Below are 25,579 nucleotides of genomic sequence, written 5' to 3'. Positions count from 1 at the left end.
TGATATTCAGCGTAACCGGCTTTTTTGCATTAAAGGTTTAAAACATATCTAAGATGATCGCCCTCGTAAATCAGAAAGGAGGCGTGGGCAAAACGACAACAGCGGTCAACCTTGGCATTGGATCAGTCGGGAAACATGCAGGATCCGCCAAATAAAGTGAAGGAAGAAGTTCATCTCTTATCCTGCTGTATCCGTGCCGCCAAATATGACGTGATAGGTCCCGGTTCCTTCTTTCGTCTTGAGGCCGTTCCAGCCTGCCGCATCCGTGATGCCGCTGACAAAGCCCATCCGGTACGTTTTACTGCCCTCAAGGGTCTTGCCCAGATTCAAGGTAACCTGCGTCACGACCTTCGACTTATCCTGCAATTGATCGGAGGCAATCGCAATCGGGTTTCCGTCAGAGTCGCTGATGCGGATAAAGGATGCACTTACATTTTTCACCGGCTCGCTGAAATATACCGTTACCGTCCTGTTGTTGATTGCGACCGCGGTTGCCGCGTACGGCTGGGGATTGAGCACTTCGGTCCCGGCAAATAATTTCTTGTTGGCGTTATTGGAAGTATTCAGCCCCGTAATGCCGCTGACAGCTGCTGTGTAAACATGACCGGGCCGGAACAATGAAGGATTGCCGTCATCCGAAGTGCGAATCTGGAACGTTATGACATGATCGGCTCCCGGTTTGCGCTGCAGATAATATCTCCAGCCGGAAGTGGAGATGTTCGCTCCGTCCCGGGTCAGTACAGTCAGCTTGAGTCCGGACAGGTTAACGCCTGTCAGGGGCTGACTGAAATAGACATCGACCGTATTTTCGTTGACTGGCAGAATATTATTCACGAGCAGCGTCGCTGCCGGGTTGCGGCCGTTGCCGTAGAAGGAACGCTGGGTATTCTCGGCAATGACATTGCCGGATAAATCCCTGATCGCGTTCACGGTCAGTTTATAGCTCTGGCCCGAAATCTGGCCGCCTGTGGTCAGGGTTACCGTCAAATCCGCTGCCTTGTATACAGCCTGTATCGGCAGGCCAAGGCCGCCGTCAAAGTTATAAAAGACAGGATTGCCGGCATATAAAGGATCCAGCTTCTCGTTAAATGTCAGCACGACTTTATTCGTGCCTGCGGCAATTTTGGTGATGACCGGCGGTGAATTGTCCACAACAGCGCCAAAATGCAGCCCGCTGGCAGCGTCCATCACGTTGCCGGCCAGATCTTTGACATTGTTCACCGAAAGCGTGTATAGCGTTCCCGATGCCTGCTTCACGGTCAGAATTGTTACCTTCTTCTTGTCGGAAGAAAGGCTGATGCTTCGGATGACCAAGCCATTGTTGAATTGGTAATTCGCGGTGCTCGTAGCTGAGGCGGCATCAACCGGCTCGCTGAAAACCACGTCGATCGAGGCATCGGCATTGATTTTGGATGAAGTTATCTTCGGTTTGGTGAGATCGCCGCTCAGTGCTGTGAAAGACCATGTCCTTCCTTCAACCGACAGCCGGTACACGGTGCCCGCGATATGTTTATTCGTTGTAAGCGTGATGACATTGCCGGTGCTGTTCAATGCGGCGCCTTGAATCATCAATGTATTTCCACTGGCGTTCACGATGCTGAACTGCCCTTTCGACACGCTGCTGACCGGAACCTTCAGTTTGACCTGAACCGTGGTGCTGGACGCCGGAACCACCGATTCCACCTGAAGGACCTCGCGCTCCGGATTTTGACCCGGATTCATCTCCAGATAAACGGCATAAGACGCGTTAACGAGCATCGAACGCCGCGCTACCACTGTATAATCCGATTGCTCGGGAATCCAGTTTTTGTACAAAGCGGTGCCCACATCAGCCTTTGCCCAGGCAGATACCTTACCGTAAACGGCGGTGGAGCCTGCGCTGGAATTCCCATAAGCCCGCACAAGCACAGCTGCCAGCTGCTCCACAGTCACATTGGTCAAAGGCGCGAATTTGCCGTTCCCCATCCCTTTCATCAAGCCGGATTTGGTGACGGCCTGGATTTCGCCAAAGGACCATCTGGTTTTCAGCACATCGCTGTAGACCGGTGATGCCGGTTCCTCTCTAAGCTCCCATAAACGGAATAAAACCGCAGCGAACTGTTCGCGGGACATCGGGTCTCCCAGACGGGACGTCCCGTCGGCAAAGCCTGTGAAAATCCCCTTATCGCGCAGAAACTGGAATTTCTGCTCCGTATTGAGCTCCGCCGCTCCCGCTTGCAATGGAGGCAGGCATGCCAGAAGAATCAGTGCTGCCAGGACAATCATTCGTAATCTTCTCACTTTCAAACCCTCCCAAAGAATATAATATTATACGCTTCCACCCCGAAGCATGCAGTGAAATTTCGATCATCCTTTTTACGCAAAAATGATACATAATGTTTCATGATATCAGCGGAGAAAATAAAATAATTATTAGCATCTTCAGCCGGCCAAAAAAAAAGCCGGCCCCCGGTACGACGATCCGGATTGGCCAGCTTTTTTGTGGACTACTTATATCAAATTCTGATGTGTGGAATAGCTGGGGGGTACAACAGCTATTCCACTCAAGTGACAAGCGGATATCTTGCTTATAACACTTGCGAGTTTCGAAAAGACGTTCTTCGCATGCGCAGCCGGCATGATCACCGGATTACTAAATCAGCCTCTATAATTGTATTTCTTTGTTCTGCTTCGCCGACTCATAGATTGCCGACAGAATCTTGATCATATCCACGCCATGCTCCGGCAGAATAATAGGCTCCGCGCGGCCTTTCAGGACATCGACAAAGTGGAACAGATGGCTGGCGTGATCATCCATTCCTTTGCCGGTCAGACTTGGGCTTACGTCGGATACGGTACCTGCAATTTCCGTAAACAGCTTCAGCTTGCCGTTCTTGAAGGCAGCCCCTGATTTTGTTCCCCTCAGCTCATAGAAATTGCATTCCTCCTCCACATTGGAGGCCCAGCTGAACTCGATCTGCAGGGTGGCGCCGTTATCGAAGCGGATAAATCCGGTTGCCAAATCCTCCACATCGAATGTCCCATCATCCCGCTTCTCGCCAAATTGGCTGTGAACCGAATCGCTGAGGGTGTTGTCGGCAAATTTCGTATAAACGGCTCCCGATACCGCGGTCGGCTTGGGATTGCCCATCAACCACACCGCGACATCGATAAAATGCACGCCAAGATCGATCAGCGATCCGCCGCCAGACAGCTCCTTGGTTGTGAACCATCCGCCTTTGCCGGGAATACCGCGCCGGCGCAGCCAGCCGCAGCGGCCTGTATAGATTTCGCCCATATTCCCTTCTTCTATGTACTTCTTCATAAATTGGGTCGCTGCGCTGAAACGGTTGTTGCGCATGGTCATCAGTGTGCGCCCGCTTCGCGCTGCCGCATCCGCCATTTTCTGAGCTTCTTGCGGGCTGATCGCATCCGGCTTCTCGCAGAAGACATGCTTGCCGGCATTAAGCGCTGCAACCGCAATCTCGGAATGATACAGATTGGGCGTGCAAATATCAACGATGTCGATGTCCGCCTTCTCCAGCAGCTCCCGGTAATCGGTATAAACCTCCGCTATCCCGTATTTCGCCGCGAACCGCTCCGCCTTCTCGCGGTTGATATCGCATACGGCCGTTATGACCGCTTCCCGGTTCGCCGTCCATGCGGGCGCATGCGCGACAGTCGCGATGCCGCCAGCTCCGATAATGGCTGCTTTGATTTGATTGTCCATATTGTTTACCTCTCCCTATGACTCCAAATTAACCGGAAGCCGCCTCCGAATCAAAGCAGGAGGCAGCTCCCGGATCCAATAGCTGAGCCAGATGAATTCACTCATCCATCTATATGCAGTTCCTGTGCAAATTATTTAAGGTGTAACCGCACCCAGCGTGAGCGGTGAGCTCGGGCTAGACTCATAAAGCAGGAAGTAGCCTTCATCCAGAATCGGATTGCTGGAATCCGTCAATCTGAACACTTCGGTTCTGTCCACATTCAAGGTCAGTTCGACCGGATTTCGTTGTTGGGGACGAACCTTCGCCCGTTGCAGCTTGGCGAATGTTCGTCCAATGAACCCGGAGGATATTATTACTTGCCGTTCTTGGCAACCCAATCAGCCAGCTGCTGATTAATGGCAGCCTGGATTTTGTCGTAACCGGCTTTCTTCAACGCTTCGAGATATTTGGGCAGCATTTCTGCCGGATCGACCGTTCCCGTCTCAAGCGGAACCTTATACTCCGCATTGACCGCGCTTACGGCTGCTGATTCTGTTTTCAGGTCGGAATCGTTAAAATGAAATCCACTGAGCGGTGGAACCGCGGCTTCCTCATTCAGCTTCTTCGTCTGCTCGAACACATCGGCCGGCTGATTCTCGCGCACCAGACCGTTAAATTGATTGCCGAATACCCAGTCGATATTGGGAGCATAACCCGAGTTTTCAAGCGGTTTGTATACACCGTCGACCTCTTCGTAATGCTTGCCTTTAATGCCGTAGGAGAGCAGCTTATACAATTCCTTGTCATTGTTGACCAGCTCCAGAAGCATCAATGCTCTTTCCGGATTTTTCGATGTGTTGCTGATTGCATTCATCGTGGCCGTTACCCCTGTGAACTGCGGCTCGGTAATGCGCTGCATCACCACTTCATTGCCGCCGTTCTTGGACGGATAGGACACATCTCCGCCCGGCTTGAAGGTAACATCCGTAATGACAGCCACATTGCCTTTGGCGAGCAGCTGGTTCCAGTCCTTCACCGTAGCCAGATCCTGATAGATATAACCTTTCTCATACCAGCTGTGCATCAGTTCCAAATAGGATTTGTACTGCGGCGTGGCCAATTTGTCGATATTTTTGTACGGATCATCGGGATTGTAGGTGATGCCTCCACTGTAATCCTTCAGAGCGGAATCCTGCGGACCGTTATTGCCGGCCTGGAAAGCAAACGGGATGACATCCGGCTCATTTTTCTTCAACGTCTCGAGGAATGGTTCCAGATCCTCCAGCGACTTCACCTGCGTTGTATCAAAGTTGTATTTGTCTGTAAACCGCTTCTGGAAGACGAAGCCGAACGCCGTGGCTGCGACCTGATAGCTCGGAACTGCATAAATTTTGCCGTCCGTATCCGCTTTCACATCTTCCCAGAACCGGGCAGGCATCATATCGTTGAATGTTTTTGGCGCGTATTTGGGGAGCAGGTCGTCAAGGGCCAGAAAAGCGCCTTTCTTGACATTCTCGTTGTACTTCAGCAGCCAGGAGGCCGTTGTCCAGACGATATCGATCGGCTCGCCGGATGAAATCGAAACATTAAGCTTCTGATCATAGCTGCCGAAGTCAACCGGCTTCAGCTTCACTGTTGCATTCAAATCCGTATTATTCTTCAAATACTGGTTAACCGCATCCTCGACTGCCTGCTGATCCGGCTGCTGCTGGCTTGTTCCGTAATACCAGCTCAGCTCTACTTGAGGAAGCTCCTCGGGTGCGTCTGGTGCGTTGCTCCCTGCAGGTTCAGCGGCGTCTTGTCCATTGGCTGGATTATTTGCGGCAGCGGGTTCATTCCGGTTATTGCCGTTCTTCGTGCTGCTGCAGCCTGCCAGGATCATCATCAAGGCCAATACCAGCAGCCCCAGCTTATACGTGTTGTTCTGTCTCATGTGTTAACCTCCCATTAATCGCTCATAATCGTTAAATCATCTATAAATATAATAATATGGAGATCATGCCCTGTCTTCCTTATTCTCCTCCCTCTGGCGCGATCTCTTCATGTATTATCCTGACACTGCGTATTCAGTAAGGCAGGCAGCTAGCCTTTCAGTGAGCCTACCGTAAGCCCCTGGACAAAATAACGCTGAAAGAATGGAAAGACCAGCATCATCGGACCGGCAGCCATTACCACCATTGCCATCCGCGCAGACATTGTAGGAAACTGGTTCATATCCAAGCCGATGCCGAATTTGTCCAGATTTTGCGTAATGACCTCCATACTGTTGAGCATCCGCACCAGCAGCAGCTGCAGAGGAACCAGATCGGGATTATCAATGAACAACAGCGCCTGAAACCATTCATTCCAGTAGTTGAACGCAATCAGGAGGCCCATGGTCGTCAGCGCCGGAGTGGACAGCGGCATGATGATGGTGAAGAAAATACGCCATTCCCGCGCCCCGTCCATCTTCGCCGACTCAATGATTTCCATCGGGATTTTGGACAGGAACCCTTTCAGCACCATTACATTCCAGGCATTCAGCAGCCCCGGCAGCACCATCGCCCACAGCGTATCCTTCGTATGCAGATACTGCGTCATCAGAATATAGAACGGTACAAGTCCCCCGCTGAACAGCATCGTAAAAAACACATAAAAGCTCGTGGCGTTCTTGTATTTGTAATCCGGCCGGGAAATCGAATAAGCAATCATCGATGTGATCAGCAGCCCCGCAGCCGTGCCAATCAAGGTGACCAGCACCGTAATGCCGTAGGCTCCGATGATGATATCCGGCACTTTGAAAATATACCGGTAAGCCGATAAGGTGAAGGAATCCGGAATGAAGTGGTAACCGGATTTGGTCAGAAATGCTTCGCTCGACAAGGAGACTGAGATAACCAGAATGAACGGGATAATCATCAATAGGCTTAAAATGATAAAAAACAGATTGATGAAGGGTGCGGATTTATTGGCCTGCTGCATGTCTCTTCCCCTTCCTAAAACAACGCGTTGTCGTCATTTATTTTTTTCACGATATAGTTGGCTGTAATCACCAGGAAGAATCCTACGACCGATTGGTAAAGCCCGGTAGCCGATGACATTCCGATATCCCCCAGCTCCCTCAAGGCGCGGAACACATAGGTGTCGATAATATCCGTCGAAGCGAACGTAAACGGCGAATTGTTCGGCACAAAATAATGCAGGCCAAAGTCGCCCCGGAATATGCCGCCAATGGACAGGATCAGCATGATGGATATAAGCGGAGTCAGCAGCGGCAGGGTGATTTTCATGGCCATCTGCAGCCTGGTGGCGCCGTCTATCCGGGCCGCTTCATAATACTCCCCGCTGATCCCCATTATCCCGGCAAAATAAATGAGGGTTCCAAAGCCGATCGCCTTCCACTCATGCACCAGAATGAGAATATACGGCCAGGGGCCGGATTCGAAGTACCATTTGTGCGCCGTCATCCCCAGGGATAACAGGGTTTGATTGAGGAATCCCGATGCATGGTCCAGAAAAGCCAGCGTAATGTAGCCGACGACAACCCAGGATACAAAATAAGGGAGGAACAATACCGTCTGATGGACCTTAATCCACCGTTTGTTTACCTGGCTGAGCAGAATGGCCAGGATCAATGCGGCTATCGTCCCGATAATAATATAAGATAAGGAGTACAACACCGTGTTTCTCGTGATTCTCCATGCATTCTCCGAAGCGAACAGAAATTCAAAATTTTTGAGCTCTACCCACTCGCTCCCCAAAATCCCCTTGTCATACCGGTAATTTTTAAACGCGACGATGACGCCGAACATCGGCAGGTAAGAAAAGATGAATAAATAGACGATGCCCGGCAGCGACAAACCGAACAATTCTATGTTCTGTTTGAACCCTGATCCCTTCTTCTCTCTCTTGGCAAGCTTTCCCGCCGCAGCTGTCTGAACCAAAGCTGTTTCTTTGTCCGCCATTCTTTTGCTCACTCCTCTTTAACTTGTGCTGCGCTTTGCTCTACCTGTATCTTCGCTGATTGCGGTCGTCATAAGAAGTCCAAAATCCCGATATTATTCCCAAATTCCAATCCAAAATGCCGCAAAAAGTCCAAAACGGCCCTGATCAGCCCCTTTAGACAAAAAGAAGACAGCTTCTCCGACTTGCGAGGAGCTGTCTTCAGCTAAAATGCTGCACCTGGCGGTTCGTTACTTGTCCACGCTCAGGCTGTTCTTGATCCGGTAATCCTTCGGCGTGGTGCCGTACTTGTTCTTGAACAGACGAAAGAAATTGCTGCGCGTGCCGAAGCCGATCTTATCGATCAGCTCGTTGATGGTGTAGTTGTCCTCTTCCAGATAGAGGACGGCCTGCCGGAGCCTGACCTCATTGATATACTCGGAGACCGCGATACCGAGCTGCTTCTTGAACAGCTTGCCGATATAATCGGGCGAGAGCTTCATCACGTCCCCGATTTTCTGCAGGCTGAGACTGATGTCGGAATAATTTTGCTCAATGATATCCTTCACCGTTTCTACCAATATCTCATTCCGCTCCTGCTCCGGATTCTTCTTGTTCTCATTGATTTCCCGGTAAACATCCAGAAGAATATTTTTCATGCTCTCAAGCGAATCACTGTCCATGATTTTGCGGTCAATATCGGACATCTGGATAGTCACAGGGACAATCCGGTTATCATTCATCTCCTTGATCCCATTCTTCATCAGAATGAAGACATGCAGGGCCATATAAACCATATAATCATAGTTCAATGTGGAGATATATTCGAAAATCCTGTCCAGCGTCTTTCGGAACGCTTCCGGCTGCAGCGACTTCATGCTCTCCATCAGCTTCTTCTCAAGCTCCGGGGGAAGGCTCGCCTCCGTCTGTGCCGCATTCTCCTTGATCATGGAAGGAACAAGGATGGACTGGCCTCCATAAACCAGCTTGTAGCGGAGCAGCTGCAGGCAGCCGAGATATTGATCATGCAAGGGAGCATAGTCGGCAATCACTTCCCCGAGAGCTGCAGAGAATTTCACCCGGTACATCCTGGCGATCGCGTCCTGGATTTGACTCATCACCCCGCGCACCCCCGTCTCAGTCAGCTCCGCTTCGTCTCTTGTGCTGATAACCGCGACAAGATGCTCGCTTTTCATCTCGATAGCCTCGCAAAGATAGGTCCGGGACAACATCTCCTGAGCAATATTCGCAATGGCAAAATGCAGCAGGCTCCGTTCCTTCTCATCCCCGGAGTTGGCCGAATCAGTCGATCCATCCAATTTCATGACGCTTAGCATGCAGGGACCCGCAGGGTTCATCGCAAGCTTATGCTGTTGAATCCATCCCAGAAGCTGCTCCCTCGATAAAGCCTGGCTGTCGGTCACAATCTTCCGGATATAATAGGAGCGCACAATGCTGCGCGTGGTATGCTGCTCACTGCGGGCGGCCTTCAGACGCTGGATCGTTTGTTCGTACACACTGGACATATAAGTCAGCTCGTCTCCGCCGGGCGGTTCCGTCTCGGCTTCTCCCCCTGCGTCTCCCCGGATAAAGCTGACCAGCTTGCCGAGCGGCCGGTACAGCCGATGGGATACACCAAGAATGGTCAACAGCGACAGCAGGACGAAAATCAAGGTCAGGACAATGGATGTATTTTTAAGCGATTCCGCTTTCTTTACCAAAGTCTCATAGGGCTGGATACTGACGAGAGTCCAGCCGTTGATGCCGGTATTCAAGTAGTTGACGATTTTCTTCTTATCCGAAATCGAATAATTGAAGGCTCCGCTGCCATCGTCTGCCCTTGTCGCTGCATCAATCCGGTCCATAATCGCTTGCCTGAAATCACCGGTTAATTCGGGCGTGTCGGTGTCGGGCGTTATGACGCTGCCATCATCGCTCATAATAAATACATTTTCATTTTCCTCCCAGGCAAGCTGGTTGATCAGTTTGATATTATCGAACAGCCACTGCGGCTTGATATTCAGAATAAAAGCGCTTTGACCCGGCTGATAGACAATGGAATCATAATTGAAGATAGAGAAGAAATCGGCCTTTCCCCCCTCTTGGCCGTCAAGACTCATGGGGAGCATTTTCAGCTTGGGGATGGGCTTGCCGGCTTTGAACATCGTCCTTAACGCTGCATAAATCGGCGCATCGCGGTCCTGCAGCACAGGGTCGCCGCCCCATACGAACTGGTCCGTATTGGCGTTGTAAATAATAATGGAGTGAATAAAAGGCGTGTAGTCGGCAAATTTATCAATTCTCAACCGTTTTCGGAGCATCTCGAAGACATCGGAGTTATCCGTTGCGGTCATCAGCGGAATCACATCATTATCGTAATAAAGCGAGGTCACCAGCTTCTGGATCACGTCATTCAAATATGTGACATTGAATTTGATCTGGGAGAGCACCTTCTTGTTGGCTTCCCGCTGCATGTCCAGCACGATCTTCTCGGAGTTGTAATACAGCGCGCTTGAGAACAGGGCAAGCAGCAGCAGAACCAGAATGGAGAAGCTCACAATGATCCGCCCAAGATATTTCTTGGACTTGTACAAATGAAAAATATTCATTAATCGGTCCTCTCCCAGCTATCCAGGTTCTCAGTTCTCGGAATTAAAACGCTTACATTGGATAATATATGGCTTGTTAATGTAGCTATTATAAAGAAATCCCGGATTGATATCAATTGATTTTCTAGGACGGCATTGAAAAAGCAAGCGGGCGAAGTCCCGGTTCAGAATGGCTTCTGTCGTATTCAGAAGCAAGGTATACGGCAGGCGTAATAAGATCGGGAACCGGACCGCCTTTTTACTTGTCAGATCCGCTCATAATCCCCGACATCCCGGTCATTTTCCTGGCTGCAGCCGTTTTTAATGCTGATGCAGCGCAGAGTCTATACTGCAGCAAGGTTTGTCCTGCTTACAGCGCCGTGATTCATGGCTATCGCATGTGTAATAAGGTTTTTCCTCGCTGGAGTCGTTTCCTGTTACTGATGAGCTCCGGATCCATACTCCAGCAAGGTTTTTTCTGCTTATAGCACCGTGATCCACATTTACCGCACGTGTAATAAGGTTTTTCCTCGCTGCAGCGGACTAATAGCTGTCCTGGTCTGCCCGCTGCTTTTCTTTCTTGCTGCTATAAAAAAAATAGCCTCCGTTCCCTTATCGGGCGGAGGCTTCCTTGTAATCCTGGCAGCTTGCTCAAGCTTGCTGCTTTAATATCTCCATGGCAGGCACAGGATCGTTACAGGTCATTAAAGTGGCCCCGCATGCCAGTCCATGGCGGACCTGGGCTTCATTGTCCGGGCAGTAACACCAGACCAGCAGTCCTTTAAGCTTGTATTCTTCCACGATTTCGGGCGTGAGCTGTCCCATTTCAATGCCGATGGCCCACAGCTTCGAATAAGTTCCCTCATCGCCCGGGACAAAATTGGACATTTTCGTCCCCGGGAAGCCCTGCGTCCTCAGCTTGTAAACGTCGTGCAGGTACGCGATAACCGCAGCATCAAAACACGCAAACACGCAGCGCTCCAGATAACCGTACTCCTTCAGAATGGCAACGGTCAGATCAACGGCTTCCATCGCATCATGGTTGGATTTGATCTCCACATTCAGCAGCACATCCGGATAAGAACGCAGCAGCTCGCACAGCTCTGCGAGAGTCGGGATGTCAAGCCCGGCAAATTCGGGATCGAACCAGCTGCCCGCATCCAGCTGCTTGAGCTCGGCCAGGCTGAACCCGCCGACTTTTCCCGAACCATTCGTCGTGCGGTCAACGGTCGCATCATGCAGCACCATGACTGCCTTGTCGCTGGACAGCCGCAGATCAAACTCCAGCATATCCACGCCCAGCTCCAGGGACTTGCGGAATGCGAGCAGCGTATTTTCGGGATAATCCGATTTAAAGCCTCTATGGGCCGCTACAATAATGCCGGGTTGATTCGCAATACGTTCGATCATACGGTTCATTCCCTCCTACTCAGCGAGAATACGCTCTGCTTCTTTCTTGAATGTATCAAGCGTAGACGGAATATCCTTGCTGTCATACATAATCGCCTCGATCGCCGAGAAGAATTCATGCATAACCTCCGGCCAAGCTACATCCTTATTCGTATCTGTCGCATATTGCAGCTGATCGTAAGCCACCTTGCGGTTCGGCTCCTTTGCCCACAGATCCTGGATTTCCTTCGATTCTACCATTTTCTTGGTGAAAGGCAGATAACCGGATGACATAATGAACGGCAGGGCGCCTTGCGGATCCGTCTCCATCCAATTGATGAACTCCCATGCCGCTTCCTTGTTTTTGGAACCCGACAGCATAGCGACATTGGCGCCTCCGGTAGGGTTGGCGAATACTTTATCCTGCGGCAGGAATGCCGTCACATAATCAAAGTCCACCGCATCCGCGAGCGAGCCGATGCTTCCGGTCGATCCGAACATCATCGCGACCTTGCCGTCTACAAACATTTGCGTCACGATATTGCCCGAATCCTGGGCCGGCGGATAATACAGGGCGCCAGAGCTTTGAAGATCCTTCAGGTAACTGAATACTTTGACGCCTACTCCATTATCGCCAAACCCGATCGAGGTATTGTCGTCATTGAAGAAGGTACCTTCGGCTTGTGAAATCATCGCAATCGGATACCAGGTATCATAAGGCATCGTAAAGCCATAACGCGTTACCTGGTCTTTATCTTTGACAACCAGTGCATTCGCAACCTTCTTCAGCTCATCCCAGGTCGTTGGTATGGCAAGTCCCTTCTCGTCCAGCAGCGTTTTATTCACATGCAGGATTGGCGTGGAACGGTTAAGCGGCAGTGAAACCAGCTTGTCGTTGAAGATGGAATGGCCCATGAGTCCTTCCGTAAAGTCGTCCTTGCTCACACCCGAGGTTTCCATGTATGGGTTCAGGTCTTCCAGAACATCCGAATCCGCGAACATTTGAACATAAGCGCGCTCGAGCATGCTCACATCAGGTGCGGTACCTGACGCAATCGCCTGCTGAAGCTTGGTCACCTCGTCATCATAGCTGCCCTGGAATGTTCCGACAACTTCAATGTCCTCATGGGAATCGTTAAAACGTTTGATGAGCGCATCCATATATTCGGCGTTTTTGCCGGTCAGGGAGTGCCAGAATTGAACAGTTGCTTTCTCGCCCGATGCCGGAGTCTCTGCTGCCGGTGCCGGATCTGCTGCGTTGGTTGTGGATGAATCATTCGTCGTATTGGCGGCTGCCCCGTTGTTTGTGTTGTTCGCCGAGCTGCCGCAGCCTGCCAGAATGCTGATAAGCATCGTTACCATCAAAATAAGAATAAATTTGTTCTTCATGCTGGATTTCCCTCCATTATTGTTTTATCTTTTTTATTTAAAAGGGATCAAATGCGCTATTTAATCCCTGAATAAACGAAAGCTCTCACAATCTGTCTGGAACAAACGATATACATAATCAGAATCGGTACAACCAATACCACATTGCCCGCCATAATAATATGCCAGTGGCTGATCCCTTCGGTTTCACGGAGCATCGCAATACCGATCGTCAGCGGCCGTATTGCCGTCGTATCCGTCATGATCAAGGGCCAGAAATATTCGTTCCAATGGCTGACAAAGCTGAACAGCGCAATCGTAGCCAACGCTGATTTGGACATCGGAATCATGATTTTCCAAATCAATTTGAATTCGCTGGCATTATCCAGCCTGGCCGCTTCGATAATTTCCTCCGGAACCTGCATGAAATACTGGCGCAGCAGGAAGATGCCGAAGGCATTGGACATGAACGGAATGATTTGCGGCAGCAGCGTCTTGATCAGCCCCCAGTCGCCCATCATCATATAAACCGGAATGAAGGTGACCTGACCGGGAATCATAAAGGCCAGCAGGACCATACCGAAGAACAGCTTGTTTCCGGCAAATTTATATTTGGCAAAGGCATAAGCTGCCGGAACCATAATAATCAGCTGGAGCAGGATGACAGAGACCGTGACAATGACCGAGTTTCTGGCGTACATCAGAAACGGGCCCGCCTGCATCGCTTCGGCGAAATTCACCCACTGCGGCCAGGCCGGAATCAACGTGGGCGGAAAGGTCAGCGTCTCTTTGTATGTCTGCAGAGAGGTGGAAACCATCCACAGAAACGGAAAAACAAAAATCATCAGAAGAACGGCTTTCAATATAAATCCCAGTGAGTATCTCACGGCTTTGAAATCAAATGTCTTCAAGTGGGAATCCCCTTTGCGTTTCAGGTTTATAAGCCGCCGGTTTATTGAAAATGAACCCTTTTGGACAATAAACGGAAGTAAATGAAGGTGAGCAGGGCAATAATCGCCATCAGAACCACGCCGGTTGCCGAGGAATAACCGATATTCGTGGTCCGGAAGCTGTAAATATAATAGACGATCGTATTGGTTGCGTCGTTGGGACCGCCTCCGGTCATCACCTGCACCGTATCAAATACTTTAAAGGAGCCAATTGTCATGATTACCAGAATAAAAAACAGCTGCGGTGAAATAAGCGGCAGGGTGATTTTGTAGAACACCTTGAATTTGCCGGCATTATCGAGCGCAGCCGCCTCATAGATGCTGGGCGTGATGCTTTGCAGGGCAGCTACGATAATCAAGGTGTAATAACCGATTCCCTGCCACACCGATACGATAATGACCGAGATAAGCGCCGTCTTCGAGCTTTGCAGCCACTGCGACGTCGGCAGTCCAACCGCCTTCAGCAAATAATTGAGCATGCCCAGGTTAGGCTCCATAATCCACAGCCAGATCAGCGATACCGACACGATAGAGACGATATGCGGGGTGAAGATGCCGGCCTGGACAATTGCGTTAAACTTGCTTTTCTTGCTCAGCCACACGGCGATGAGCAGGGCAATGAGCAATGTCAGCACTACAACGCCAAGGGTATATAGAGCGGTATTGCCCAAGGCTTTGTAGAAGTCCCCCCGGCTGAAAATCTCGCTGTAGTTGTCAAGACCGATAAATTTGCTCTTGGCCTTGTTCATCAGATTGTATTTGAAGAAGCTCAGATATATCAGATAGAGCATCGGATAAATAACGAACAAGGCAATACCGAGCATCGCTGGCGCAATCATGGCATAGGGACGCAGCCTCTGCCCTATCGTTTTATGCTCCATGCGGAATACCTCGCAGCGCCTCCAGATGATCCTTGAACAAGGCGTGCTCCGTGCCGATGCGGCTTCCGTCCGCTTCGAAGAATACCAATTTATCTGCTGCTACGCCCAGATGCACGTCTTGATCAACAGTGAATCGGTCTTCCACGCATTTGATCATAAAAGCATGCTGGCCGCATCTCACCTGATAAATCGTCTCCGAGCCCAGCATCTCTCTGGTGATGATTCTGCCTCTTGCGGCGTAATGAAGCCCGGAGTGCTCAAGGGTCAGCTCCGCGCTCTCCGGGCGGAAGCCGAATTTCACTCCGCCCCTGCCAAGCTCTCCCACATTCATCGGCGGAACGCCGATAAATTGAGCGGTAAACAGATTGTTCGGCTGGCGGTACATCACATCCGGCGGAGCCTCCTGCTGAATGGTCCCTTTGTTCATGAGCACAATTGTATCGGCCATCGACATCGCCTCGACCTGGTCATGCGTCACATAAACAAAGGTGGTGCCGAGCTTCTTGTGCAGCTCGATCAGCTCAATGCGCATCTGCACCCTGAGCTTCGCATCCAGGTTGGAAAGGGGCTCGTCCATCAGGAAAACCGACGGCTTCTTCACCATCGCCCGGGCCAGGGCAACCCGCTGGCGCTGCCCGCCTGACAAGGTGGACGGCTTGCGGTCCAGATATTCGGCAAGGCCTACCGTTGCGCTGATGGTCTCCACCAGCTCTGTTCTTTCCGTTTTGGGCACCTTGTTGTTCCTCAGCCCAAACTCGATATTCTCTCTCACCGACATAGTGGGATAAATGGCATAATTCTGGAAAACCATCGCCACTCCCCGCTGGCCGGGGGCAATTCGCGTTACATCCTTGCCGTTAATCAGCACCGAGCCGGAGGACTGGGGGTCAATGCCCGCAATCATGCGCAGCAGGGTTGTCTTCCCGCAGCCGGAAGGACCGACCAGCACGGTGAATTTGCCATCCTCAATTTTCAGGTCCAGATCTTTAATGACGACGTTCTTCTCGAACTGCTTGCTCACGCGGACAAATTCTATGGACGCCAAGGGCTGATGCCTCCTTGCAAAATATATTTCAGGTAATGGCTCGACCGAATCAGACGGTATACACGGTTATGCCCGCATCGCGAAAGAGCTTAAGATCCTGCTCCAGCGCTTCCTTACCGGTAATCAGCGTATGAATGGCGCTGTTGGGCGCTACGGTATGAAGCGCGGGCTTGCCTATTTTGCTGTCGTCCGTAACGACGAAGATTTCCCGCGCTGCCCGGATCATCGCCTGCTTGGCGGGAACCAGCTGCGCCTCCGGATGCATCAGACCGTGCTGCGGATGCAGAGCCGGCGTACCGATAAATGCCTTGAGGGCATGCAGCGAACGCAGCACATGCTCCGTGAACATGCCGTTCAGCATATAGCTGGAGGGATACAGCTCTCCGCCTGTCAGAATCACTTTGATCCGGGGCGCATCCCGCAGCTCTGCGGCCACATTCATATCGTTGGTCACCACCGTAATATCCGAGCGGTGCACCAGATTTCTGGCAATATACTGCGTCGTGGTTCCGGAATCGATAATTATGTGATCCCCGTCCTCCACGAGACTTGCTGCCATTTTGCCGATTCTCATTTTCTGCTCCAGATTCTGGGTTGACCGTTCGTTGAAGGAAGGCTCGTCATGCGTCCACTGCTCCACGATAACCCCGCCATGGGTTCTCTTCAGCTTGCCCTCCTGCTCAATCTCGGCCAGGTCGCGCCTTATTGTCGCTTCATGGACACCAAATACGCCGGCGAGCGTACTGATCGTTGAGCTGTTATGAAGCCGGACATATTCCACAATTCTCATTTTTCTCTCTGCTGCCAACAAACGAGGTCCCTCCCCATGCAAGTTCATTCACTATAATGCTTGTTTATATCCACTGTTGCGTAAATTCGTTCATTTTGATTATAGGGATGGACTATCAAACGAAGGTTAAATCCATATGAAGATCATGTAAGGATAAGGGAGCAAATCCTGGGAGTCCGCATAGAAGGCCTAACTGCGCATGCAGAAGCAATTCCGCCTGCTCAACCGTTTAGTCAACGGATTCCCAGTTCATTGTAAGCCTTGAGCAGCGTGCGGCGTTCAGGCCTGACCTGATGGGCTTCGCGCAGGCTGCGTTCAAGCAGCTCCCTGCTTACGGAGAGCTCCTCCACGGACAGCGGGCCGCCAACCTGCCGCAATAACTCTTTGAGCGCCCCCGCAGGCGGGATCTGTGCGATCTCCTGCGTAATTTCGCTCCATCCGGCTATAATTCGCCTGCTTTGGTTCGCATGCTCCCCCGCATTATTCCTGTGCCACAGCTCCGGTCCCTCTTCCGCAAGCTTGTGGTACAGCTGGCTGATCTCCATGCAGGCGACGCCTACTTTGGCGCCGTGCAGCAGCTGCCTGCGGCCAAGGCGGATATATTCCATTTCCCAATAATGCGAGAGATGATGCTCCGCCCCTGATGCCGGGTGGGATTGACCGAACTGCAGCATGGCAAGCCCGGAATCGATCAGGGAGCGGATCAGAATCTGAATGCCTTCCTGCTGCCTGCCTGCAATAAGCTGTGCATGATTGACGCATTCCATAAGGGCGGATCGCGTCCTATCCGCAGCGGCTTGCAGATAGGGCTCGCCGGCGGTAATCGCTCCGAACCGCCAATCGAACAATGAAGTGTATTTGCCCAGCATATCGCCGAAGCCTGCAGCCACCATGGCAGGCGGCGCCTCGACCAGGATGTCGAGATCGGCAAAGATCGCATCCGGACCGATGGCCGGAATCGTTTTTTTCTCGCCCCTGATGATGATCGGGGCTCCCTTGGAATTGAACCCGTCCACGGACGGAGCCGTCGGCACGGAGATAAAAGGAATCCCTGTGGTATAAGCGGAATAACGGACAATATCATGCAGGGTCCCTCCGCCTACCGCTATGACTGCCTGTGCATGATGGCGTTGAATATCCAGAATCAGCTGAATGAGCGACGCTTCATCGGCGATCACATCATCCTGGGCATCCGGCTTGATGAAGGTAATGTGGACCTTAATGCCCGACCGCGTGAGCGATGAAGCCAATGCCTCGCCCGCCGCCTTATAAGTTGCCAGGTCGGCAGCGAGAACCACCTGATGGTGCGATTTCTGTTCCAGGTAGGCAGCAACCTCCAAGGCAGCGCCGGGATGAATTCGAATCAGATCCAGTTCCGTCATCGTTGTAATCCCTTCTCCGCCGGGGCCAGAATGGATTTCACATCGGCCAGCGAGGGCCAGATCCAGTCCGGCTGAATATGGCTCGCCTCCGCTTCCTCCATGCTCACCGAGCCCGTCAGAACCAGCGCGGTTTGCATGCCTGCTTTCTTGCCCAGCCGGATATCCGACTCCAGACTGTCTCCGATTACGAGACAGCGCTCGGGCGGAAGCTGCAGAACGTTCAATGCGGCTTCCGCCATCAGCTGCGAGGGTTTGCCGATCACGATATCGACCTCTCTTCCTGTTGCCGATACAATCGCCCCGATCATTCCGGCCACATCGATGGAGTCGCCGTCATCCCGCGGAAACGTCTTGTCTGCGTTCGTCGCGATAATTCTGGCGCCATGCCTCACCGCGCGAAAGGCATCATTCAACTCCTCATAGGTTAATGTCTCGTGGAGGGTAATAACCAGCCACTCCGCAAGCTCCGGCCTCTCCGCCATCAGAATATCCCCAGCCTCCAATTCATCCTTCAAACCTTGATCGCCCAATACCCACACGGGGGAGCTTTCGTAATAGTCCTTGAGAAACCGGGCTGTTACCGTCGAGGTCAGAAGGATTTCCTCCTCGCCGATATCAAGACCAAGCCTGCCAAGCTTGTCATGGCACATTTTCCGGGAGATATTCCCCCGATTGCTCAGAAAGACGATGCGCTTGCCGAGTTGTTTCAGCATGGCGACAGCTTCTGCTGCTCCATCGATCAAATTCGAGCCCTTATAAACCGTCCCGTCCAAATCAATAACAAATCCCTCTATGCTTGTTTTCATCATCCGTTTCCAGCCTTTCACGAGCATGGCTTGCCATCTGCATAATCCTTCCATTTGCGCAGATTCAAGCGTATTTTCTGCTTACTTATGCACTCTTTTGCTCAGGTTCACTATAAAGTTATACTGTTATGCGAATGTCATCAGCATGTTTAGAATATGTAAATTTGTTCCGGCCGCCATCCCTCATGGTCTTCAGCGTGCAGCACGCCTGCCTTTCCGGACGCAATAAAAAAACCGAAGCCCCAATCTGCTTCGGTTCATCACTGCGTGTTTATGCAAATTAAGTGTGCGCGTCTGTGCAGCTTTGTATTGCGCGATTAATCAGCCGTTTTTATATTTGCGGTCATTGCGGATTGATAGCGGCGGGCAGAGGCATGCCTTCCGCTATATATTGTACGCCTTCCTGACAGACGCCATAGGATTGCCAAGGACAGCTCGCGCACAAATGGCCGATATCCGCCGGCACCACCTTTTGCGATATCCGGTCGCATACTTCCCGCCAGCTGAGGCTCTCTCCCGGCTTAAACCCAAGCTTGGCCAGAACGGCATCATCCAGCTGATGAACGGTTCCCCTGCAATGATTCAATTCGTCCGGCGGATACGCCCGGCAGATGTCGTCCGGACCGGTTACAAGCTCCACCACTGATTCCGGCTCGGTCCGCAAAGTCTCATATATAGCTGTCATATTCGCGCAGAAATCCGCAGAATAGCCCATGCCCCGATACCCGAGAAGACATAGCAAGTGATGTCCGCGCAATCGGATCGCCATCGTCCCCAACTCCCCTGCCATGATTATTCATATGTTAACCATTATAACAGAAGAGAGGTTAACCTATCACATGGAATTTATCTGGGAGCCGCAGCAGGTGAGGCCTTTTCGAAAACTATCAACAGTATTCAGTGCGGAGCTCCTTCAAATTCATTCCCGCAAGCTCCCGGACTTTCTGTTTTCGCCCTGTTAACGACCTCTCCCTGCCCATTATATAAATCATCATGGATATGATGGCCGATGCGAAGCGTGGACGACCCGACATAATGACAAATAAAAGAACGCCGGAAACGGTCAAGAGACCGGTTGGGATACGATCCGTGAATGGTGCTGCCATTGAAAAACAGCACATCGCCCGCATCCATGTCCACAGGCACAATCCTGCCGCCCTCCGGCAGATTGACCTCATCGCGAAAATAGGAAAGCGCCGGATCCGCCTCATGCGGACATTCGATATCCAGATTCTGCGTCCGGGGTACGATAACCAGACCGCCGTTCTCCTGATCAACCGGATCGATCGCGGTCCAGGCTGCAATGCACGTCCCGGGCTCCACGCGCAAATAGTAATTGTCCTGATGCAGCGCCTGCCCTCTGCCGCCGGGCGGTTTGAAGTAGAACATGCTCTGCGCCGCCAACGCCTCTTCCTGGAACAGCTCCTTCAGCAAAGCCATGACCGGAGGATGCAGCATATAGCTCTTGGCTCTGCCGATTACCCTGTGCGGATACAAAATCCGCGGAAACAGCTTCAGCGGATCGCCCTTGGCCTCCTCCGGCGAAGCGGGCTCGAAATATCCGGGAAGCACGCCTTCTGCCTGTATGCGCATGAACGTCTCTTTAATCTCGGCAACCTCGTCTGGCTGAAACAAGCCTTTGGCGATCAGATAACCTTCTTCATGGAACTGTTTTTTTTCCGCTTCGCTCAAGTAATACCTGTCGTTTCCCGCTGACATTCAATCACCCTCCATTCACCCTTTTGCCTGTTGCCCCTTACTGCATCAGCCGAAGCTCCCGTCCCAGGCTCTCCATTTATGGTCGGCCGTACGAAAGGATGAGCTGTGGAACTGATAGGAAGACATCTGCGGCGTTCTGAACAAGGAAGCTCCATCATATAAAATGCCGCAGCCGTTGACGAAGCCATACCGGCCCGGTCCTGACGGCCCCTGGCGGACAAAGGAAAAATCGGCATCGGTATGGATCAGACCGTAATCCAGCCTGCTCCGGTCCCATTCGTATTTGGGAAAATCCCTGCTTCCGCTGATCAGCCCCTTATCCAGATCCAGCTTGTATGCCAGATGACAAGTCCTGCCATCCGCCTCATATTGAAGCGATAAGCAATCCTTCTCCTGCGTGAGCCGGATGATCTTCACCCTGCGCATCAGCCGGGCCGATTGCTCATCCAGTGCGAAAGGGGTAAGCACCGTGACAAAGCAGTTCATCGTTCCGGCCCGGACCCGGCTGCTGTCCAGTTCGTAGACCATCTCACTGTCCGCATAACATCTGCGGATCGTCTCGTGCCCCGTCTGCCGGCCGCTTCCCGGGAACTCGATCAGCAGTGCCAGCTCCTTCCGGTTGATGATGGGATTTGTGTCGCCAGGATGCTGGTGGATATGCTGCACCTGACCGGTATACCAGCCATCGCCGGCCTCCAGCACCGCGCCCGGATGCCACAGATTGGCCGTACTGAGCTGCCGGCTGCCCAGCGACTTCGTCCAATCCACCACAATGAATACGCCTTCCTCCTTCAAATAGGTCATCGCCCGGTCCCATATCACACCGTGATAGGGATCCGTCACCCGGGTCCGGCTGTATACCAGCTCCTCGAAGGTCTGAAAATGCAGCTTTTCCGCTGCCACACGCCTGTACGTACCGTCATCGTGGATAAAATCATAGAGGGAGCCGTCCGCATCCCGCTCCCCTTCCCTGAACACCAGCCGGTTATGATAAATATCGGCGCGGTATTTGCCATTGGGAGCGGAATCGCGGTATCCGCCGTCATGTAATAAAATATGCGGCCCGCGGGCAAAAAACACGATGGAATTCTCATCCGCATGTCCATGGTGAGCCTTTTCCGCCGGCGCCTGAATCGTCCGCCGCAAATATTCCCTGGCGACATAGGCATAATCGCCTTCATCGCGGTAGTTAAGCAGGAGATACGTGGAATCCTCTTCCCAGCCGTCGCGGAAGGCGATTTTCTTCCCGATCACATCCTCCAGCACCAGCTCGCTCTGCCAATCCGGCTTGACCGGCTCAAGCCCGTCATCCGCCCAGAGACAGGCGTTTGAGAAATAAGCGGCAAGATAGACCGAGGGCGGCCCCTCCTGATGGGACAGCGCATGGTCCCAGATTTTGCGGGCGGCATATTTCATATGACCGCATCTGTATACGGCAGCCCCTTTCTCCAGACAGGCCAGCCACAAATACCAGAACGAATTGTAATGGGCGTCTCCGAAATCCGGCAGCTGACCATAGGGCGTCAAGATATGCGTGATGTAATCAAAATAATACCTTGTCTGCGGCTTCGCATAATAGTCCGCTTCCTTGTCTGTATGCTGCGCAACCATTATGCAGGATCCAAGCCACAGAGGCAAATACAGCTCGGCATCCTCGATGGACCAGCCGCCCATGGACTCCTGGGCCAGGTAATCGCGAAGCTTCGCCCATTCCCGCGTTTCTTCCGTATCGCCCAGCGCCGCAACCGCCAGAGAAACCGTGAAGGCCCGAAGCATGGAGCGGTTGTGCGCCCCCCACTCCGGATAATGCATGACGGCTTGCACGGAGCTGCGGATGGAATCCTCTATCTGGCGCTTGTCCTCCCGGGAGAGCAGCGCCGAATCCTTCATAAACAAATACCCCTGGATGTAATGGGTCCCCTGGAACATTGGATCAAACGATGTAATACCCTTCTCATATTCCGGATGGCGGTCCCGGAGAGAGTCCGGCACAATCTCCTTGAACGACTCGATGGCGAGCAGCATTTGTCTTGCCTGCACCCCGTACTCTTTCTCGCCGGTAATATGATACAGAAAACCTTCAGTCTGCGCCTGGATAGCCAGGTTTCCCGGAGGGATGTACATGCCGAGAAACTGGTCGGGACGATACGATTCCCGCCAATGCGAAATAGCGGCCTCGTACTGCTTCCTCCCCTCCAGAACCGCCTTCTTGATGTAGTCCAGATACGTTTGCTTGTTCATACCAGGCTCCTCTCTTCAAGTTAAGATACAACAAACTGATATTGTCCCGATCCCGCATGCAGAAGAAGATGATCCGGCTGTTCTCCGGCAACGGCAATGCCCTCGGCCTGCTCCAGTTCCGCTCCATTCTCAAGCACCTGCTGCCCCGGAAGCCGTGGAATCCGTATAGTCGCGGTCGTGTTGGCAGGAATGCGGACATGCATATGCAGCTCCGATCCGTTGACCCGCCAATTGCAGACGATCGGTCCCCGGACGGATTCGTAGAGGCAGTTCACATAATCAAGCCCGCCGCCAATTAGGGGATGAATACGGATATGCTTATAGCCCGGCTGCTCCTCATCCAGATCAATCCCGCCGACGAACCGGTAGATCCATTCGCCTACAGAACCCAGTGCATAATGATTGAAGGAATTCATTCCCGGCCTTTGAAAACCCTTCGCTTCCGTCCAGCCATCCCAGCGTTCCCAGATCGTCGTCGCGCCCTGCAAAATGGAATAATACCAGGACGGATAGCTTTGCTGGTTCAGCAGCCGGTAAGCAATTTCCTCGTGACCGGCCTCCACCAGCACCGTCAGCAGATATTTGGTGCCATGAATGCCTGTCGACATATGCCAATCACTCTCTTCCAGCAGGTGCAGAAGGCGGTTGACCGCATACGCCCTTTTCTCCTCCGGCAGCAGATTCATGGATAAAGCCAGCGCGTAAACCGACTGCGTATCTCCTTTGATCTTCCCTTCTCCATTCACATAAGCGTCATTAAAAGCCGCTCTTACTTCGGTATGCAGCTTTTCAAACCGCGAGGCGTCTTCGGCTTTTCCAATCAGGGAGGCCATTCGCGCCATCAGCTGCACCGAGTAGGCATAATAGGCCGTCGCGAAGACATCATAAGGGGTCGTGGAATGGATGGAGGTATTGGGATAATCATCTGCTCCCCGCGCTTCCGCCATGGAGAGCCAATCGCCGAACTGCGGCAGATCCCCGCGCAGATGACCGGGATGCAGGTCGCTCAGGAACCCGATCCAGCGGGTCATGGCATCATAGTGCCGCTTGATGATGGCTGCATCTCCATAAACCTGATACATCATCCAGGGAACGAGAATGCCTGCGTCTCCCCATCCGGCAGAGGCTGTGTGATCATAGGTCATATCCCCGCCATGCTCTGTTTTGCCGCCCGCGATAAACGGGGCAAAATCCGTAAAAGCTCCCGTCGGCCGCTGCGCATCAGTCAAGTCCGTCAGCCATTTGCTGAAGAAAGGGGCGGTGTCCATCAGATAGCTGGCCGTCCGGAAGAATACCTGGGCATCCCCGCTCCAGCCAAGTCGTTCATCCCGCTGCGGGCAGTCGGTCGGCACACTGACGAAGTTGCCCCGCTGAGTCCATTCAATATTTTGCAGCAGCTGGTTGAGCAGCGGATTGGACGTATCCATGAACCCGGTTTGAGCAAGGTCTGAATGGACCACAATACCGGTAATATCCGTAAGCTCCAGCTCCCCGTCATCATCGCTGCTTATTTCCGCATAACGAAATCCATGCAGCGTAAAATGAGGCTCATAAATCTCCCCCTCCGGACTGCCCTTCAGCACATAAGTGTCAATCTGCCTGGATAGACGAAGATTCTCCGTATAGAGTCTGCCTTGCGCATCCAGAGCTTCCCCATGACGCAGTATAATGGTGATTCCGGTTTTCCCGCGCGTTAGAATCCGCAGGTAACCTACCATGTTCTGACCCATATCCACGATCCGGCTGCCGCTTTCCGTCACCGTCATTGACACAGGCGCAAGCTTCTTCACACTGCGGATTGGCGGACACAGACCCGATACGATCCGGCCTTTATAATCGTAGAAAATATCCGCTTTGCTCCAGACCGAATCATCATAGCCCCGGTCCTCCCATCCGGGCATTTCAAGCCGGGCGTCATAAGTCTCCCCCATATGAAAATCGGTTGCCAGCAGCGGACCGAACGAAGCCTTCCATGAGGGCCCGGAAACGACCGATTGCGAAGAACCGTCTTCATAGTCCACATTCAGCTGCAGCAGAATGCGCGGATCCTTGCCGTAGCGCTGGTAGCCATACATGCCGATATAGCCGGAATACCAGCCATGTCCGAGCAGAACACCCAGCGCATTCTCGCCGCCGGCAAGCGCTGCGGTCACATCGTAAGCCTGGTACTGGAGGCGGATATTGTAATCCGTCCATTCCGGCGCGAGGATGTCTTCCCCGATGCGGCTTCCATTGATATAGAGCTCGTAAGCGCCAAGAGCCGCCGCATACAGCACCGCTTTCCGTATCTGCCGGCGGGCCTCGAAGGTTCCGCGCAGATAAACGGCCGGCTTGGGCCGTTCATGAGTCGGCTGATGGCCTGATTTCAGACCGATCCATTTGCCCTGCCATTCCTTGCGGGAGAGCAGTCCCATGGACCAATGGGCCGTCCTGCTCCATGGCGATTCCTGCCCTGCCTGATCCCAGACCTTCACTTTCCATACATATTCGCAGCCGGAAGCCAGCTCCCGGCCTTCATATGGAATGGGATTCGACAGATCCGACTGGACCCTGCCGCTGTCCCACATATCTCCGGTATCCTGGTCCAGCTGCTGCCGGCTTGATGCCGCCAGAATGCGGTAAGCGGTTTGGCCCGAGCCGCGCCCGGCTGAATCCAGCATCCAGCCGAGCCTCGGCTCCGGGACATCGATTCCGGCCGGGTTCAGCAGGTATTCGGCGCGGAGATTATATGCATGCAAAACCATTCGCTTTTCCTCCTTCAGCCTGATTCTCTTCTTCACCGTGCTTCGATGCGAAGAGACCGCTTAAGA

At 52.4% G+C, this 25,579-nt stretch carries 18 protein-coding genes and 1 pseudogene; 1 reads left to right on the top strand and 18 read right to left on the bottom strand.

Translation table 11 applies throughout. The features are described 5' to 3' along the window. Positions 1-44: 44 nt before the first annotated feature. Positions 45-134, top strand: a pseudogene (locus AC0YOB_RS01585) (ParA family protein); the annotation flags it as partial. A gap of 43 nt (positions 135-177) precedes the next feature. Here AC0YOB_RS01585 and AC0YOB_RS01580 read toward each other — a convergent pair. From AC0YOB_RS01580 to AC0YOB_RS01495, 18 genes are all read right to left on the bottom strand, one after another. Then, positions 178-2,280: an Ig-like domain-containing protein gene (locus AC0YOB_RS01580; RefSeq protein ID WP_475791255.1), complete on the bottom strand. Its 2,103-nt coding sequence runs from the start codon at positions 2,278-2,280 to the stop codon at positions 178-180. A 364-nt stretch (positions 2,281-2,644) separates the two neighbouring features. Next, positions 2,645-3,709, bottom strand: a complete 1,065-nt coding sequence (locus tag AC0YOB_RS01575; RefSeq protein WP_475791254.1) for a Gfo/Idh/MocA family protein — start codon at positions 3,707-3,709, stop codon at positions 2,645-2,647. A 353-nt stretch (positions 3,710-4,062) separates the two neighbouring features. Beyond that, a complete protein-coding gene (locus tag AC0YOB_RS01570) occupies positions 4,063-5,622 on the bottom strand; it encodes an ABC transporter substrate-binding protein (RefSeq protein ID WP_475791253.1) in 1,560 nt (519 codons plus the stop codon). 149 nt (positions 5,623-5,771) lie between these two features. Next, positions 5,772-6,650 (bottom strand): carbohydrate ABC transporter permease, encoded by an 879-nt coding sequence (locus AC0YOB_RS01565; RefSeq protein WP_475791252.1) that lies wholly within the window; start codon positions 6,648-6,650, stop codon positions 5,772-5,774. 14 nt (positions 6,651-6,664) lie between these two features. Further along, a complete protein-coding gene (locus AC0YOB_RS01560) occupies positions 6,665-7,633 on the bottom strand; it encodes an ABC transporter permease (protein WP_475791251.1) in 969 nt (322 codons plus the stop codon). 228 nt (positions 7,634-7,861) lie between these two features. Next, a complete protein-coding gene (locus AC0YOB_RS01555) occupies positions 7,862-10,219 on the bottom strand; it encodes a helix-turn-helix domain-containing protein (protein ID WP_475791250.1) in 2,358 nt (785 codons plus the stop codon). Between the two features lie 630 nt (positions 10,220-10,849). Further along, the gene (locus tag AC0YOB_RS01550; protein WP_475791249.1) at positions 10,850-11,608 is read right to left on the bottom strand and encodes a glycerophosphodiester phosphodiesterase family protein; all 759 of its coding nucleotides are present in this window, start codon (positions 11,606-11,608) and stop codon (positions 10,850-10,852) included. Positions 11,609-11,623: 15 nt separating this feature from the next. Continuing rightward, positions 11,624-12,976, bottom strand: coding sequence for an ABC transporter substrate-binding protein (locus AC0YOB_RS01545; protein WP_475791248.1), 1,353 nt, complete (start codon positions 12,974-12,976; stop codon positions 11,624-11,626). 56 nt (positions 12,977-13,032) lie between these two features. Further along, a complete protein-coding gene (locus AC0YOB_RS01540; protein ID WP_475791247.1) occupies positions 13,033-13,866 on the bottom strand; it encodes a carbohydrate ABC transporter permease in 834 nt (277 codons plus the stop codon). Between the two features lie 41 nt (positions 13,867-13,907). Next, positions 13,908-14,786, bottom strand: coding sequence for a carbohydrate ABC transporter permease (locus AC0YOB_RS01535; protein WP_475791246.1), 879 nt, complete (start codon positions 14,784-14,786; stop codon positions 13,908-13,910). Continuing rightward, entirely contained in the window at positions 14,776-15,831 is a 1,056-nt protein-coding gene (locus AC0YOB_RS01530; RefSeq protein WP_475791245.1) for an ABC transporter ATP-binding protein, read from the bottom strand. Before AC0YOB_RS01530 ends, AC0YOB_RS01535 begins: the two co-directional genes overlap by 11 nt. 49 nt (positions 15,832-15,880) lie before the next feature. Then, a complete protein-coding gene (locus AC0YOB_RS01525) occupies positions 15,881-16,642 on the bottom strand; it encodes a DeoR/GlpR family DNA-binding transcription regulator (protein WP_475791244.1) in 762 nt (253 codons plus the stop codon). A 212-nt stretch (positions 16,643-16,854) separates the two neighbouring features. Then, entirely contained in the window at positions 16,855-18,003 is a 1,149-nt protein-coding gene (locus AC0YOB_RS01520) for a sn-glycerol-1-phosphate dehydrogenase (protein WP_475791243.1), read from the bottom strand. Further along, positions 18,000-18,809: an HAD-IIA family hydrolase gene (locus AC0YOB_RS01515; RefSeq protein ID WP_475792278.1), complete on the bottom strand. Its 810-nt coding sequence runs from the start codon at positions 18,807-18,809 to the stop codon at positions 18,000-18,002. Before AC0YOB_RS01515 ends, AC0YOB_RS01520 begins: the two co-directional genes overlap by 4 nt. A gap of 343 nt (positions 18,810-19,152) precedes the next feature. Next, positions 19,153-19,578: a DUF1284 domain-containing protein gene (locus AC0YOB_RS01510; protein ID WP_475791242.1), complete on the bottom strand. Its 426-nt coding sequence runs from the start codon at positions 19,576-19,578 to the stop codon at positions 19,153-19,155. Between the two features lie 128 nt (positions 19,579-19,706). Continuing rightward, positions 19,707-20,528 carry a phytanoyl-CoA dioxygenase family protein gene (locus AC0YOB_RS01505; RefSeq protein ID WP_475791241.1) on the bottom strand — a complete coding sequence of 274 codons (822 nt, stop codon included), beginning with the start codon at positions 20,526-20,528 and terminating at the stop codon, positions 19,707-19,709. A 45-nt stretch (positions 20,529-20,573) separates the two neighbouring features. Beyond that, positions 20,574-22,769: a heparinase II/III family protein gene (locus AC0YOB_RS01500; protein ID WP_475791240.1), complete on the bottom strand. Its 2,196-nt coding sequence runs from the start codon at positions 22,767-22,769 to the stop codon at positions 20,574-20,576. Between the two features lie 20 nt (positions 22,770-22,789). Beyond that, positions 22,790-25,513, bottom strand: a complete 2,724-nt coding sequence (locus AC0YOB_RS01495) for an alpha-L-rhamnosidase (protein ID WP_475791239.1) — start codon at positions 25,511-25,513, stop codon at positions 22,790-22,792. Between the last annotated feature and the right edge of the window lie 66 nt (positions 25,514-25,579).

The organism is Paenibacillus sp. JT31N17, assembly GCF_056269255.1.
This window is presented reverse-complemented; position numbering and strand designations above follow the sequence as displayed.

What these genes read in the sequence shown, in the direction of transcription:
- AC0YOB_RS01520 (WP_475791243.1), bottom strand. Translation starts at nt 18,003, where the DNA reads ATGACGGAACTGGATCTGATTCGAATTCATCCCGGCGCTGCCTTGGAG.
- AC0YOB_RS01555 (WP_475791250.1), bottom strand. Translation starts at nt 10,219, where the DNA reads ATGAATATTTTTCATTTGTACAAGTCCAAGAAATATCTTGGGCGGATC.
- AC0YOB_RS01535 (WP_475791246.1), bottom strand. Translation starts at nt 14,786, where the DNA reads ATGGAGCATAAAACGATAGGGCAGAGGCTGCGTCCCTATGCCATGATT.
- AC0YOB_RS01570 (WP_475791253.1), bottom strand. Translation starts at nt 5,622, where the DNA reads ATGAGACAGAACAACACGTATAAGCTGGGGCTGCTGGTATTGGCCTTG.
- AC0YOB_RS01575 (WP_475791254.1), bottom strand. Translation starts at nt 3,709, where the DNA reads ATGGACAATCAAATCAAAGCAGCCATTATCGGAGCTGGCGGCATCGCG.
- AC0YOB_RS01515 (WP_475792278.1), bottom strand. Translation starts at nt 18,809, where the DNA reads ATGAAAACAAGCATAGAGGGATTTGTTATTGATTTGGACGGGACGGTT.
- AC0YOB_RS01550 (WP_475791249.1), bottom strand. Translation starts at nt 11,608, where the DNA reads ATGATCGAACGTATTGCGAATCAACCCGGCATTATTGTAGCGGCCCAT.
- AC0YOB_RS01505 (WP_475791241.1), bottom strand. Translation starts at nt 20,528, where the DNA reads ATGTCAGCGGGAAACGACAGGTATTACTTGAGCGAAGCGGAAAAAAAA.
- AC0YOB_RS01510 (WP_475791242.1), bottom strand. Translation starts at nt 19,578, where the DNA reads ATGGCGATCCGATTGCGCGGACATCACTTGCTATGTCTTCTCGGGTAT.
- AC0YOB_RS01565 (WP_475791252.1), bottom strand. Translation starts at nt 6,650, where the DNA reads ATGCAGCAGGCCAATAAATCCGCACCCTTCATCAATCTGTTTTTTATC.
- AC0YOB_RS01560 (WP_475791251.1), bottom strand. Translation starts at nt 7,633, where the DNA reads ATGGCGGACAAAGAAACAGCTTTGGTTCAGACAGCTGCGGCGGGAAAG.
- AC0YOB_RS01495 (WP_475791239.1), bottom strand. Translation starts at nt 25,513, where the DNA reads ATGGTTTTGCATGCATATAATCTCCGCGCCGAATACCTGCTGAACCCG.
- AC0YOB_RS01545 (WP_475791248.1), bottom strand. Translation starts at nt 12,976, where the DNA reads ATGAAGAACAAATTTATTCTTATTTTGATGGTAACGATGCTTATCAGC.
- AC0YOB_RS01500 (WP_475791240.1), bottom strand. Translation starts at nt 22,769, where the DNA reads ATGAACAAGCAAACGTATCTGGACTACATCAAGAAGGCGGTTCTGGAG.